The following is a 13,987-nucleotide window of genomic DNA, read 5'->3' as shown; positions in this document are numbered from 1 at the left end:
AAAAAAAATATATATAAATAGCATATAAAGTTAAAAGGTGCCATAGTTGATAGACTATTATGGCACCTTTTTAGTAGATTAAAGGGCGAAAGATATAAGTTAAGGATTATTACTTAAGAGACTCAATCTCAACTAACCAAAGAGCACTACTTGCATCTGATGGCATGCGCCAATCACCACGAGGTGATAAACCAATAGAGCCAACTTTAGGTCCGTCTGGTAAACAAGAGCGTTTAAACTGCTGAGCAAAGAAACGCTTATAAAAGACTTTTAACCATTTAAGTAAAGTTTCATTACTATACTGATTGTTAAATGCCATTTGTGCGAGATGATAGATTTTAGAAGGCGCATAGCCAAAGCGAAGCATGTAATAAATGAAGAAGTCATGGAGCTCATAGGGACCTACTAGATCTTCAGTTTTTTGAGTAATATCACCACTATCGCTTGTAGGAAGCAATTCAGGGCTAACAGGTGTAGCAAGTATATCAAATAAAATTTCTTGAACCAAAGGTTCACTTTCATAGTAAGCGACATATTCAATTAAATAGCGTATTAATGTCTTAGGGACAGAAGCATTAACGCCATACATAGACATATGGTCACCATTATATGTTGCCCACCCTAAAGCAAGTTCAGAAAGATCACCTGCTCCAACTACAAGGCCATTATATTGATTAGCTAAATCCATTAAGATTTGAGTACGTTCTCTCGCCTGAGCATTTTCGTAGGTCGTATCATGGATACTAATATCATGTTCGATATCTTTAAGATGTTGTAAGGTAGAGGGTACAATGGAAATCTCTTTTTGAGTGATACCAAGTAATTTCATTAGGTTAATAGCATTTTGATAAGTACGGTCAGAAGTACCAAAACCAGGCATTGTTACCCCTATAATGTGGCAAGGGGGTCTATTAAGAAGTTTAACAGATCTTACACAGACTAAAAGGGCTAAAGTAGAATCTAAGCCTCCAGAAACCCCAATAATAAGATGCTCTGCATGTGTATGTTCCATTCGCCTAGCTAACCCATGAGTTTGAATGGCAAAAATACTCTTGCAACGCTGTGTACGTGTTTTTTCTTCTTTAGGGATAAAGGGATGAGGCGTAATGTTCTTTTCTAGTTCCTTAGTCTGTAAAGCTAAATCAAATTCAATGATTTGATAATTAAGTTCTTTAAAGGGTAGAGGCGAAGTTGCATAGTTAAGGCGTAAACGTTGATTATAAAGGCGTTCAAGATCTAAAGTGGCGTAAGTAATTAAATTCTCTCTTGAAAAGAGCTCAGACTCAGCTAGTAAGGAACCTCCTTCATATATCAATTGATGACCACTAAAAACAAGGTCACTAGTAGACTCATAAATACCAGAAGATGTATATAAATAACTACACATTGTTTTTAAAGAATGTTGGGCTACTAATGTTTTACGCTGATTCATCTTACCAACACATTCATTACTTGCAGATAGATTAGCTATAATGGTAGCACCATAAATAGTATGGCAGGTACTAGGAGATAAAGGAGACCATAAATCCTCACATATATCGATACCTAAACAAAAATAGGGAATGTGCTTGGCTTTAAAAAGTAAGTAAGAAGAGATAGTAACATTTTGACCTGCATAAACCATTTTAGAATGTAGAATTTCATGGGCCGCACTAAACCAACGCTTTTCATTAAACTCATTGTAATTAGGCAGAAAACTTTTAGGTACAATACCTAATAATTTTCCTTTAAATAAGACACAGGCTGTATTAAATAAATGACCTTCATGGGCAATTGGGGCACCTACAAGAATAAGCTGCTCACTAGTAGCAGTTGCATCTAAAAGCTGTTTTATATTTTTTTCAGTTTCAGCTAGTAAATTACTTTGATAAAAGAGATCACCGCAGGTATATCCTGTTAAACATAACTCGGGAAATACAGCAATAGAAGCACCTGCAGTTTCACTTTCTTTTATACAGTTGTATATTTGCTTCAGATTGTAGTTGCAGTCACCGACAGATAATTTAGGTGTAATTGTACAAACTTTAATAAAGTGATTTGTCATTAAAAAACCTCCATTTAATGCGATAGAAAAGTAACATCAATAGTCTTAATATGCCACAAATAAGAAGAATATATCCAGTTACAAAGAGGATAGCTAAACGGTATCACTCTAACAGAGGATTTAGTTCAAAAAAAATACACCATACCTATCTAAAATTAGATAGGTATGGTGTATCGTATTAGAATAACGCTTAAGACATTAAAACTCTCTAAAAAGTCCAATAACTTTACCAAGAATTTTAACATCCTGACAATAGATCGGATCCATCGTGTCATTTTCTGGCTGAAGTCTGAAGCAATCTTTTTCCTTGAAAAAACGTTTAACAGTTACCTCATCCTCAATTAAGGCGACAACAATTTCGCCGTTACGAGCAGAATCCTGATGACGAACGATGATTTGATCTCCATCTAAAATCCCTGCATTAATCATACTGGTTCCTTTGACATTAAGCATGAAAGTTTCTTCATGGCGAGTAAGGTGTTTAGGGAGAGGAAAGTATTCTTCAATGTTTTCAACAGCTAAAATAGGTGCACCAGCTGTTACTTTACCTACAATAGGAACAGCACTAACATGATCCTCTAGCCAATTCATTTCCTCGTCTAAGATTTCAATGGTACGAGGTTTACTAGGGTCGCGTTTAATAAATCCTTTTTTTTCTAAGGTATTTAAATGGCTATGAACAGTAGAGGTGGAACTTAAACCTACTGCAATACAAAGTTCACGTACTGATGGTGGATAGCCTTTTTCCTTTAAGTTTTGTTTAATACATGACAAAATCTGTTGTTGTTTGGCTGTTAATGTTTGATCCATACGTATCCCTCATCTTTACTAAAATATAGTTCATTATAGCATATTTTCTATAGGATAGCAAACATACGTTCTAATAGGGGAGAAAAGAGTTACATATTGTCTAATTTCCGCATAGTATGCACTAGCCGTCTTGTATATTAGATGAGGAACTATCTGTTATTTCTAATTAAGAAGTAGAAGCAAATTATAAATAAAAGGAAGGATGGTGAAATAAGATAACTCATTTCACCATCCTTCCTTTTACTATTTTTTTATTAAAAGTAGTTATATGGTAAAATATTTCTGATTAAGCCATACACTAGCAAAATAACAATAGAAATAATTAATCCTATGTTTTCAATTTGAGTAAATGAAATTTTGCCTATTTTGATATAGAGTAGTATATACTTAATGCCTATTAGAATATAAAAAGGCAATAGGATAAAGATGGCTTTATTATAATAAAAAGCTGTATCAAAATCTAGTGAGAGTATAGCCAAACACATCCTAGTCACACCACATCCTGGGCAATACCAGCCTGTAATATGATGAAAGAGACACGGAATATGTAAAGTACTAAAATGACACCATATAACATATAGTAAGCCTAAAACCACTATACAGATAGCAAACTGTAAAACATTTATAGCTCTTTTCTTTTTAGAGGTCATTTTAAACAGCTAGCTTATTAAGTTCATATTGAATAAGTGCATAAGTGATAATGCCACCAAAGAGGAATAAGATTAAGTAAAGAATACCACCATTACTAGCTGGAATGCCGCGTTTTTGTTTAGCAATGTCTAATCTATCCCCCATTTTAAATGCCCAAAATAAACCGTAAATGCCACATGTTACGATAGTAAGTATAAGAGCCATTATACCAGAAGTAGAATATTCACCAGAAGCGGTACTTACATCATCTGTTAAACATACAAACCAGTATAAACCATAAATCCCACAAGTAACAATTGATAAAATAATACATATTGCGATGTTCTTCTCTTTAATCATTGAAAACCTCCTTGGATTTTAATATATTAAAATGATACTATATTTAAACAAATCAGTCAATTATATATGTTCTACATATTTTAGGCGTATAATTTATTCTTCGCGGAGTTTAATAATAGAAGCAGCATAACGTTTGCGGGCATCATCCATTTGGGCATAATGTTTTTTAGTGGTATTCACATCCTTATGTCCTAGGACATCAGCAACTAAATAAATATCACCAGTTTCTTGATAAAGTTGGGTACCATAGGTAGAACGAAGTTTATGAGGTGTTATTTTCTTTAATTGAGTTACTAAACTACTATATTTTTTAACTAGTAACTGTACACTACGTACAGAAATACGTTTATTTTGCAAAGAAAGAAATAGAGGATGATCAATATCCTTACAAGTTTTAGTACGCCTATTGGTTAAATAGTCTCTTAAAATCTTTTCTACTTCTTTACTAAAGTAAATAATAGTTTCATTACCACCCTTGCGAGTGATTTTAATACCATTATAGTTGAAGTCAATATCTTCTATATTAATACCTACACATTCTGAAACACGAATGCCTGTTCCAAGAAGAACGGCTACAATAGCTAAATCTCTTTTTCGAGTAAACTCATGATAAATCTTTTGCTTATCGGTTAATTGTTCACCAGATTCAACCACGTCTAATAACTTTGCGATTTCATCTACATCGAGTTTAATAATGGGTTTTTCATAGATTTTAGGCATATCTACTAAGGAAGTTGGATTATGTAGAATACGTTGCTGTTTGTAAAAGTAATTGTATAGCGTTTTAATGGATGCCAATTTTCTTGCTTTTCCTGTTTGCCCATTTTGATGATATTGTCCATTATTCAAATTCTCCTGAGCTGCAGCAGGTGAAAGTGGTGCATGATGCGTATGATCTTTATTACTTATTTCGTAGTAGGATAAGTATTCTAAATAACGTTCGATATCTCTTGGTGTAATAGATTCTAATTGTTCTAGTGTAATAGCAGCAATAGAAGGTAAGTCTTTTAAACCAGGAATAGATTCATGTAGGAAGTTTAAATAAACTCTAATGTCATAAGCATAAGCGAGTCTTGTATTAGCGCTACTAGTATGTTCTATTCCTCTAAAAAAAGTCAAAAATATAGGGGGGAAGCGTTTGGAGTAATTCCCTTGTTTTAAGCGTTACATATTTTTGACGACGTTCTTGATAACTAGCCATTTATTTTCCCTCCTTAGTTTTCCAGCCTTCAATAGTGCTCCTTTGAATAGCGCCGAACAAATGTTCTGGCAGCCTTGGAATATCTCTTTGCAAACTTGAAATAAGTTCTTTTGTTGTTTCTCTTTTAGTCTGACCGTCAGCAGGACAAGGACTTTTAACGACTGGAAATCCCTCTTTTTTTACAAATCCTCTAATATCTTTTTCTGGTGCATAAATCAGAGGACGAATAATGTGCAAATCGACTTGATCCATGTAAGTAACAGGTGCCATTGTATGAATACGTCCCTCATAAAAAAGAGACATTAATAAGGTCTCATTAATATCATCCTTGTTATGACCTAGAGCAATTTTAGTACACCCCATTTCTTTTGCTTCTTCATATAAGGCACCCTTACGCATTTTCGAACACAAGGAGCAAGGATTAGACTCTTTACGTTCTTCAAAGATAATTTGTGCAATTTGAGTATTACATACATAAAAAGGGACTTGTAGCGTATCAAAAAAAGAGCCTACTTCAGATAAATCGAAGTTATCAAAGCCTAAAGACACCGTTATTCCCATGATCTCAAAAGACTTTGGATAAAATCGTTTAAGATGACTAAGTGCTAGAGCTAATATCAAGCTATCTTTTCCACCAGAAATACCAATAGCAATTCGGTCACCTTCCGCTATCATATTATAATCTTGAACGGCACGTCTTACGTAGCTGAGTAAATGTTGTAATTGCATTGTGTATCCTCCATCAACTATGCGTTAAAGTTTTTATTAGTATAGCACAGATTGCTTATAACTTAAACGGATGTTAGCTCATTGGTTTTTGTGGTATGATACAAGTAATATAAGCTAACTAAAAGGATGCATTAAATATAGAAAAATAATTCAATGGTTAAGTAGTGAAGGAGATATGCCATGAGAATAGATATGCACGTTCATGTAACACCACCAGATATCATTAAGCAGTATCAAAAATTTGGAGAAAAAGAACCTTACTTTACGCTTCTATCTAATAGCCCTCAAAATCGATTTGTAACAGCAGAAGAAGTACTTACACATATGCAGGAAGCAAAGATTGACCATTCTGTTATTTTTGGCTTTAGTTTTCAAGATATGGGACTTTGTCAATATGTGAATGATTATGTAATGGAAGTAACTCGAAAATATAAAGATAAGCTAGTAGGATTTGCGGCTGTTGTGCCACAACATCCACATGTAGAACAAGAGATTGAGAGATGCTATCAGGGTGGCCTTAGAGGGATAGGAGAACTTTTCCCAGCGGGACAAAATTTTCAAATAGATGATGCCAACCAAACAGCAGCAATGGCAAATTGTAGTAAGCATTATCACATGCCTATTATAGTACATACCAATGAACCAATTGGACATGACTATATAGGAAAGACTTCAACTTCTTTAAGAGAAATAGATGCATTTATCAAGCATCATCCAGATCAACCTATTATTTTAGCTCATTGGGGTGGGGGAATTTTTATTTATGAACATATGAAAGAAATTAAGGAGAAATTCAAAAATGTTTATTATGATACAGCAGCAATGATCTTTTTGTATGAACCGGCTATTTATGACACTGCCAAGACAATGGGAATATTAGATAAAGTGCTATTTGGAAGTGATTACCCTTTAGTGTCACCTAAGCGCTATGATAAAGGTTTAAAAGAAACTACTTTAACAGAGCAGGAACAAAATGCTATTTATGGAGGTAATGCAAAACGCCTACTAGAAGTATGTGGTATACGACTTTAAGCGTGTTTGAATGATAGGAGAAGAGATGACTTTTGAAGAACTAAAGGAACAAGCAAAAAATTTATCACTTACACCGGGTGTTTATTTAATGAAAGATCGAGAAGGCTATGTCATTTATGTTGGGAAATCTAAACACTTAAAAAATCGTGTAAGTTCTTATTTTGGAAGCTTAAAGCATGTAAAACCTAGAATTAAACGAATGGTAGCTGCTATAGATACTTTTGAGTGTAAGTATACAGATACAGAGTTAGATGCACTTATTTTAGAATGTGTACTTATTAAGCAATATAAACCGTTGTATAATCGTCTTTTAAAAAACGAAAAGAAGTATCGCTATATTCATGTAGGAATTGAAGAATCATTAGGTTCTGTCACAGCTGTTTATGAAAAGGGCAATACGGGACTTTATTTTGGTCCCTATGACCAAAGTGCTGATTTGTTAACGGCAGTAGAAGCTTTAAGGAATTATTTTCGGCTTCCGTCTTGTAAGCAAGGGGAAGGGGTAGAAGGATGTCTAACTTATAAACTAAAAAGATGTGTAGGACCTTGTCAGGATTCTAATAGAGAAGAGCATCAAAAGGCATTAAAAAGCTTGGTGCTTTTTTTAGAAGGAGAAAATCAATTACCATTGGTGTTTTATGAAACAGCCATGAAAGAAGCTAGTGAGCAGCTAGATTTTAATAAAGCCATTATATATAGGCAGAATTGGTATGCCCTAAAACGTTTAGGTTATAGACAGGAAGCCATAGCATTAAGTCTAGCACAAACCAGAGGAATGGCTGTATTACCATGTCCAATGGGAGGATGTAAGCTATACTTACTTAAAGGAACAACTATATTGCAAAGCTTTTATTGGAACATACAAGATAGAAACCAATTATTAAAAAATTTTATTGAACAGGGCAATAGTTATCTAAGCAAACCCTTTAAGAAGAGCTACGACTTAGATAAAACAAAAATAGATCAAAGCTTAATTATCTATTCGTACTTAATGAATCAGCAAGTAGCTTTTTATGAAACAATTGAAGATAGGAGAGCTATTGAAAAAGTAAGCAATCGCCTTTTAAAGGCATATTTAAGTCAGAGAGAGTAATAAAGAATAAAATTTACTGATACGGAAAAACTAAAGCTTATTGAGTGGTAATCATGTACAGGTTTATTAAATTGGTTAAAATAGGAACATGCTTTAAGCTTCCAAAATAAGAACTTACACGATTTTTTAAGTGTTTAGATTTCCCAACATAAATGACATAGCCTTCTCGATCTTTCATTAAATAAACACCCGGTGTAAGTGATAAATTTTTTGCTTGTTCCTTTAGTTCTTCAAAAGTCATCTCTTCTCCTATCATTCAAACACGCTTAAAGTCGTATACCACATACTTCTAGTAGGCGAAGAGATTATCCTGAATTAGCGCTTTTCTTGTTATTATTGCAGGAAAGATTTTAGGGTATAATGCAGGACAAGCAACAGGGATTACAGTAGTCGTCTTAACCCAATCAGCTGTTATTGGTGTAGGGCAAGGGGCTATTGCAAGTTTAAAGGTGCCACCAGCAGATATCAAGCTTATGTCAGACTTTGTACCTATTGGTTATGCCGTTACTTATATTTTGGGGACCATTGGTAGCGCTTTTTTTTCTTTCAACAATTGCACCCAAGTTATTAGGTATAAACCTTCCAGAAGAATGTAAGAAGATTGATGAAAAATCACAAAAAGTAATTGAAGGCTATGGTATTTATTCTGGTGCTTCTGTTGTAGAATACCGTAGCTTTATTATTGCAGAAAATCATGTAGGGCAAACATGGAATGGCGCACTTATTTGGGGATCAATAGTCGTATTATTTTTCTCATAGACATCAGGATTATTACAAAAGAAGAGAGGATAAACTAGTGATTTTAAAAGGAACAGAAGAAATAAAAGAACTTGTAAAAGAATATAAAAATTTAAGCCCTTTTGAACTAAAAAATAAACTTATTGCTATGGCAAAAAGCACAGAAAAGAAAGGCGTGGCTACTTTTTTAAATGCTGGAAGAGGAAATCCCAATTGGACTGCATCTACACCGCGTCAGGCTTTTTTTACACTAGGTTTATTTGCAGTAGAAGAAACGAAGCGTGATGTAGAAAAAAATGATTTAGCAGGAATGCCTTATGTAAAAGATATTGATATGCACTTTGATGAGTTTGTAGCTAATAATAAGCATTTACCTGGTTTAGATCTACTTTCTGGTGTGATTGAATACGGTGTTAAGGTACATGGTTTTAATAAAAATCGTTGGATTTATGAATTAGTGGATGCTATTATAGGCGATCATTATCCTATGCCAGACCGTATGCTTCATTGTATAGAGAAAGTAGTATATGATTATTTAATGCAAGAAATGGGAAGAGTCATTCCTAAAGAAGTAACACACGACCTATTCGCTGTAGAAGGTGGAACGGCTGCAATGTGCTATATCTTTGATAGTATGATGGCTAATCATCTTTTGGAAAAAGGGGATCATATTGCTCTAATGGTTCCTATTTTTACGCCTTATTTAGAAATTCCTCATTTAAGCCGCTATGCACTTAAAGTAACTAATATTCATGCCAGTGAAATTAATGAGGAAGGAAGACACAACTGGCAATATCCAAAAGAAGAACTAGATAAAATAGCAGATAAAACTGTTAAAGCACTTTTTTTAGTTAATCCAAGTAATCCTCCTTCAGTAGCTATCAATGACGAATCAATTATTTATATGAAGCAGATTATCAAAGAAAAAAATCCTAAATTAATGATTATTACAGATGATGTTTATGGTACGTTTACCAATAACTTTAAATCACTAATGACAGAAATTCCAGAACAAACAATAGGTGTGTATTCATATTCTAAGTATTTTGGGGTAACAGGTTGGAGACTAGGTCTTATTGCTATTAGCAAAAAAAATATATTTGATCAGCTTATTAGAGAGTTACCACCAGAAGTCATCTCTGATTTAGATCATCGTTATGGTGCATTAACTAATAATCCAAGAGATATTACTTTTATTGATCGTATTGTAGCAGATAGTAGGCAAGTAGCTTTAAATCATACAGCTGGTTTGTCCACACCACAGCAAGCACAAATGGCAATTTTCTCTGTCTTTGCCTTACTTGACAAAGAAAATTGCTATAAAAAACAAACGCAAGAAATTTGCCATAGACGCCTTAAACTCTTATATGATCACTTAGATTTACCACTTTATTTGCAACCTCATAATACAGCTTATTATAGTGAAATTGATTTACTTGTGTGGGCTCGAGTTAAATACAATGAAGAGTTTGTTAATTATTTAGAAATACATTATGCACCGGAGGATATTCTTTTTCGTCTCGCTCAAGAATATGCCATTGTGTTATTAAATGGTAATGGTTTTAAAGGTCCTGATTGGTCAATCCGTGTTTCATTGGCTAATTTACCAGATGAAGCTTATGCACAAATTGGTGATGCTATTAATGCAATTTTTAATCAGTATGTAGAAGCTTGGAAGCAAACAAAATAAGTGCTTAAAAATCTTGGTATTTATTTGATTTGTAAAACCTAGTTATCTATGCCTAAATCTATAGAAGCATTGATATTAATAGAGTTATCTATATTAAATCTATACAGTATAGATAACTTTATTGATATTGATTTGATATTATGATATATTTTGGTAAATATCAATTTACTTTCAAGTATAGAGGCATTTAGGAGGAGGAAGCAAATGATATCCGCTACAACCGCAAAATTAATAGCAGAACTATAAGCCTTAAGAGTAGGTTTGATCTTTATTCACATTACTATTCGTAAAACCGGTGTTTCGCGAATAGTAAAATACTATAATAAAATGGCATTTTATAACTATTTTTTTCTGTTCCTTTTTAAGAATAATAATTTATCCTTAAAATGAGAAAATCTTTTTCAAACAGATTCAACTATTTCATTTTTGTTATACATATCTTGCATCTCATTCAATGATACATATTTAACATTTACAACTTCTTAAGGTTGTAAAACAAAATCTTCAATTTGGATATATTAGGTATATAAATAAGTATTTACAATGTAATCTGAATGGAATGTATCTCCTATATATAGTAATTCATTATAATACTAGTATTTTAAATGCTTGTATATAATTATGTGTAATTTGTAAATAGATACTCCTCTCCTCCACTTTTGATTCCTATTTTTGGATAAAGTTCAATTTTGGGATTTACATACAACTATAATTTTGATATACTCAGTGAGAATTAATAACAATCAAACGGTTGAAATTGACTGGAGATATTATGTACTACATAATAACCGAAGAAGCAAAACAGCTATAAGCCAGGTAGATGTTGAAACTCTCAGGTACAATACAGTCAAGGGACGTAAATCTGGAGAGCGTGTCTGCGTAGAATTGACACCACCGACGAGGAAAACCAATAGGTAAGCTTTCAGGTAAAAGGACAGAGGATAAAAGGCAATTATATTTTTTATAATTGCTTTTTATCCTCTTTTTTGTTTGAAAAACTTTAATAATAAGAATGTGAGGTTATAAAATTGTGATTGAAACTCTGATTTTTTCAATAGAAATCATAGGTACCATTGCTTTTGCTCTTTCTGGCGCTTTAAGAGGTATTGAAAAGCAATTAGATTTATTAGGTATTACTATTTTAGGTGTAACGGCTGCTACAGGAGGAGGGTTAATAAGAGATATTTTGCTAGGTTCTCACCCTCCGCTATTATTTGTTAATCCTATTTATGTTATAGTTGCAGCATTAACTACTGTAATAGCTTTTATCGTAGCATACATAACGCAATATTATCATTATCAATTTAAAAATCATTTGAGTTCAACCTTCGGTTCACTACTCAATTTAGCTGATGCTATAGGCCTAGGCATATTTGCTGTTATCGGTGTTCAAACAGCTATGCAAGGAGGTTTTTTCGAAAATGCTTTTTTAACATTATTTGTAGGAATCATTACAGGTGTTGGTGGTGGTATGCTTAGAGATGTATTAGTTGGAGAAATTCCATTTTTCTTAAAAAAGCATATTTACTTTTTAGCTGCTTTATTAGGAAGTACTTCTTATTATTTACTTATTAAGTATGATATCAATAATGTTATTGCCATGACTATAGGCAGTTTACTTACCTTCCTTATACGTTTATTAGCTTCTAAATACCGCTGGAATTTACCTAAGATTCCTTCTAAAGCTTGTGCTGATCTAGATCATGTTGAAAATCACTTGTAATTGTTTTAAAGGACTGTATATTATCTACTAAAGAACCAATTTCATGAGAATAGTTAATAACACTAGCACTTACTTCTTCTGAAGAAGCAGAGTTCTCTTCCGCAATAGCAGCTAAAGCTTCTACTGTGGAAGAAGCTGTGCCAATACTATCAGCTTGCTTAGTAAGACTATGGATAAGTTCAATCATGGAACTTGATACAGCTTGTATAGATTGATTAGCCTCGAAACTAATATTTTTTACACTTTCTAGATTTTTGGTTTCATTTTCAAGCTTTAGATATTCTTTTTGTATAGCCTCTATAAATAGCTTTATTTCTGAAATAAATAAAGCTAGATTAGCGTTAACCTCTTGAACAGCTGCTTTAGACTGTTCAGCTAGCTTTCTAATAGATTCAGCTACTACAGAGAAACCACGACCATTTTCTCCTGCTCTAGCAGCTTCAATAGAAGCATTAAGTGCTAGTAGATTTGTTTGCTCTGCAATTTGAGAAACAATAGCAATAATGGCAGTCATATCGTGTACTTTTGTTTCTAGGTAGAGGCCCTTTTCTCTAATTTTATCGAATTCTCCTAAGGTATTAAAAATATGGTCACTGGTATTTTTAACGCCTTGATAGCTATTATTAACTTTAGATAATGCATTTTCTAGCTCATTTTTATTCTGATGCTCACTTTCAACAATTTCCTTAAGTGCCTGAATATTTTGGTTTAACACAAAGGCAGCTTGTTCTGTATTTTTAGCTTGCTCGGTAGCACCATCAGCTACTTGTTCTACTACCTCTGAAATATCATTAGAAGTTCCTTTCATTGAATCAGAGATATTACCTAATGCAGAGGTAAATGAACTCATCTCATCTACCACGCTTTTAATACCTGTAAAATCCTTACGAGTGAGTGCTTTATAGTTATTGATTAATCCATAAAGTTTTTCAAAAGAATCATTCGTTTTAATTTCGCCATAAGTACTAAATTCATTATTGCAGAGTAACTCTAATTCTTCTTCTAATATCTTTTGAGGTTTTAAAAGCAAGTGAGTGCTTAAGCCACTTAATACAGCTATTATACCACTTAAAACGAGACTTTTTCCCCATAAACTAGCCCCTAATAAAGGAAAAGTAATAGCCAAAGATATGACACCTGTAAAAATAGCATTTTTAATAGGTAAGCTTCTTATAAAACCTAGAGATAAGATGTTATTAAAGAAATAGCGTTTTTTAAAATAGATAGGTGCTTCAAAGGTAATTTTTATCGTTAAGCTATTCTTTGAGCGTTCTAATTCTTCGACTTTTGGTTTTTCACTAAAGTACTGCATAGCACCTTCAAAGAGGCCATAAAAATAATCAAACATAGAACGTTCAGATTCATAGGTTAATAATGCTTCATAATCAGAAATGGCTTTGATTTGTACAAGTGGCGGTTTAGCACCTTTAAATTTTTTTGTCATAATAATATGTACGTCAAAAAGCGCCCTTAAAAAAGAAAACAAATTTTGGGTTTTGAAAAAAGAAGGAAAATCATGATGAAAGGTTTTAATATTTTCATGACCAATAATTTTCCATAGTTCTTTTTCGTTTACTTTTTCCTTTTCAGCAATGGCATGAATTACTTTGAAAATTTGCGTATCATCCACTGTTTCAATAGGGGAAAAAACACGATCCCTCTTCCAATTAACGAGCTCCATAGCTTCGTCAATATGTTGTTCATTATAAAGTTTACGGCAGGTTTTAATCCAAGTCGATACAACGGTTCCTTTCATATTACACACTCCTTCTATCTCATTATATCATTTTAAATGAGATTTCATTAACACAATTTTAGCATAAATACAATGAATACTAGGACAGGAAATGAAATCTTTACATAATCTAAACCTAGTATTTAATACATAAAAAGAATTAGTTAGTAAAAAAGTACTATAGTTAACCTATAGTACTTTA

The 13,987-nt window shown here is 33.0% G+C and carries 13 protein-coding genes, 1 pseudogene and 2 riboswitches; of the genes and pseudogenes, 6 read left to right on the top strand and 8 right to left on the bottom strand.

Annotated elements, in window-relative coordinates; genetic code table 11:
* Nucleotides 1-109: 109 nt before the first annotated feature.
* From CLOLE_RS11275 to CLOLE_RS11250, 6 genes and pseudogenes are all read right to left on the bottom strand, one after another.
* A complete protein-coding gene (locus CLOLE_RS11275) occupies nucleotides 110-2,044 on the bottom strand; it encodes an NAD(+) synthase (RefSeq protein WP_013657240.1) in 1,935 nt (644 codons plus the stop codon).
* Nucleotides 2,045-2,242: 198 nt separating this feature from the next.
* Nucleotides 2,243-2,854, bottom strand: coding sequence for a transcriptional repressor LexA (lexA, locus tag CLOLE_RS11270; protein WP_013657239.1), 612 nt, complete (start codon nucleotides 2,852-2,854; stop codon nucleotides 2,243-2,245).
* Nucleotides 2,855-3,108: 254 nt separating this feature from the next.
* Nucleotides 3,109-3,339: a DUF2752 domain-containing protein gene (locus CLOLE_RS24045; protein ID WP_050794684.1), complete on the bottom strand. Its 231-nt coding sequence runs from the start codon at nucleotides 3,337-3,339 to the stop codon at nucleotides 3,109-3,111.
* Between the two features lie 166 nt (nucleotides 3,340-3,505).
* Nucleotides 3,506-3,844 (bottom strand): DUF4234 domain-containing protein, encoded by a 339-nt coding sequence (locus CLOLE_RS11260; RefSeq protein ID WP_013657237.1) that lies wholly within the window; start codon nucleotides 3,842-3,844, stop codon nucleotides 3,506-3,508.
* Nucleotides 3,845-3,937: 93 nt separating this feature from the next.
* Nucleotides 3,938-5,045 (bottom strand): annotated as a pseudogene (locus CLOLE_RS11255) (tyrosine-type recombinase/integrase).
* Nucleotides 5,046-5,774 (bottom strand): tRNA 2-thiocytidine biosynthesis TtcA family protein, encoded by a 729-nt coding sequence (locus CLOLE_RS11250; RefSeq protein WP_013657236.1) that lies wholly within the window; start codon nucleotides 5,772-5,774, stop codon nucleotides 5,046-5,048.
* A gap of 180 nt (nucleotides 5,775-5,954) precedes the next feature.
* Between CLOLE_RS11250 and CLOLE_RS11245 the strand changes: the two genes are divergently transcribed.
* Both CLOLE_RS11245 and CLOLE_RS11240 read left to right on the top strand, forming a co-directional pair.
* The gene (locus CLOLE_RS11245) at nucleotides 5,955-6,806 is read left to right on the top strand and encodes an amidohydrolase family protein (protein ID WP_013657235.1); all 852 of its coding nucleotides are present in this window, start codon (nucleotides 5,955-5,957) and stop codon (nucleotides 6,804-6,806) included.
* 10 nt (nucleotides 6,807-6,816) lie between these two features.
* Nucleotides 6,817-7,899 (top strand): GIY-YIG nuclease family protein, encoded by a 1,083-nt coding sequence (locus tag CLOLE_RS11240; protein ID WP_083801262.1) that lies wholly within the window; start codon nucleotides 6,817-6,819, stop codon nucleotides 7,897-7,899.
* 37 nt (nucleotides 7,900-7,936) lie between these two features.
* Here the strand turns inward: CLOLE_RS11240 and CLOLE_RS11235 are convergent, their stop codons facing one another.
* Nucleotides 7,937-8,155: a GIY-YIG nuclease family protein gene (locus CLOLE_RS11235; RefSeq protein WP_330369259.1), complete on the bottom strand. Its 219-nt coding sequence runs from the start codon at nucleotides 8,153-8,155 to the stop codon at nucleotides 7,937-7,939.
* A gap of 58 nt (nucleotides 8,156-8,213) precedes the next feature.
* On the opposite strand from CLOLE_RS11235, the gene CLOLE_RS24040 reads away from it, so the two are divergent.
* The 4 genes from CLOLE_RS24040 to CLOLE_RS11220 all read left to right on the top strand — a co-directional run bounded on the left by CLOLE_RS24040 (nucleotide 8,214) and on the right by CLOLE_RS11220 (nucleotide 12,050).
* The gene (locus CLOLE_RS24040) at nucleotides 8,214-8,495 is read left to right on the top strand and encodes an aspartate-alanine antiporter-like transporter (RefSeq protein ID WP_083801261.1); all 282 of its coding nucleotides are present in this window, start codon (nucleotides 8,214-8,216) and stop codon (nucleotides 8,493-8,495) included.
* A complete protein-coding gene (locus CLOLE_RS23005) occupies nucleotides 8,398-8,658 on the top strand; it encodes a hypothetical protein (protein WP_013657232.1) in 261 nt (86 codons plus the stop codon). The genes CLOLE_RS24040 and CLOLE_RS23005 overlap by 98 nt, the downstream gene beginning before the upstream one ends.
* A gap of 37 nt (nucleotides 8,659-8,695) precedes the next feature.
* Complete coding sequence (gene aspD / locus CLOLE_RS11225; protein ID WP_013657231.1) at nucleotides 8,696-10,327, top strand: aspartate 4-decarboxylase; 1,632 nt, start codon at nucleotides 8,696-8,698, stop codon at nucleotides 10,325-10,327.
* A gap of 751 nt (nucleotides 10,328-11,078) precedes the next feature.
* Nucleotides 11,079-11,184, top strand: a riboswitch (glycine riboswitch).
* A gap of 4 nt (nucleotides 11,185-11,188) precedes the next feature.
* Nucleotides 11,189-11,266, top strand: a riboswitch (glycine riboswitch).
* Between the two features lie 91 nt (nucleotides 11,267-11,357).
* Nucleotides 11,358-12,050: a trimeric intracellular cation channel family protein gene (locus tag CLOLE_RS11220; RefSeq protein WP_013657230.1), complete on the top strand. Its 693-nt coding sequence runs from the start codon at nucleotides 11,358-11,360 to the stop codon at nucleotides 12,048-12,050.
* Here CLOLE_RS11220 and CLOLE_RS11215 read toward each other — a convergent pair.
* Nucleotides 12,007-13,806: a heme NO-binding domain-containing protein gene (locus CLOLE_RS11215; protein ID WP_013657229.1), complete on the bottom strand. Its 1,800-nt coding sequence runs from the start codon at nucleotides 13,804-13,806 to the stop codon at nucleotides 12,007-12,009. The two genes, CLOLE_RS11220 and CLOLE_RS11215, sit on opposite strands and share 44 nt — an antisense overlap.
* Between the last annotated feature and the right edge of the window lie 181 nt (nucleotides 13,807-13,987).

It is taken from the genome of Cellulosilyticum lentocellum DSM 5427 (assembly GCF_000178835.2).
Classification (GTDB): domain Bacteria; phylum Bacillota; class Clostridia; order Lachnospirales; family Cellulosilyticaceae; genus Cellulosilyticum; species Cellulosilyticum lentocellum.
This window is presented reverse-complemented; position numbering and strand designations above follow the sequence as displayed.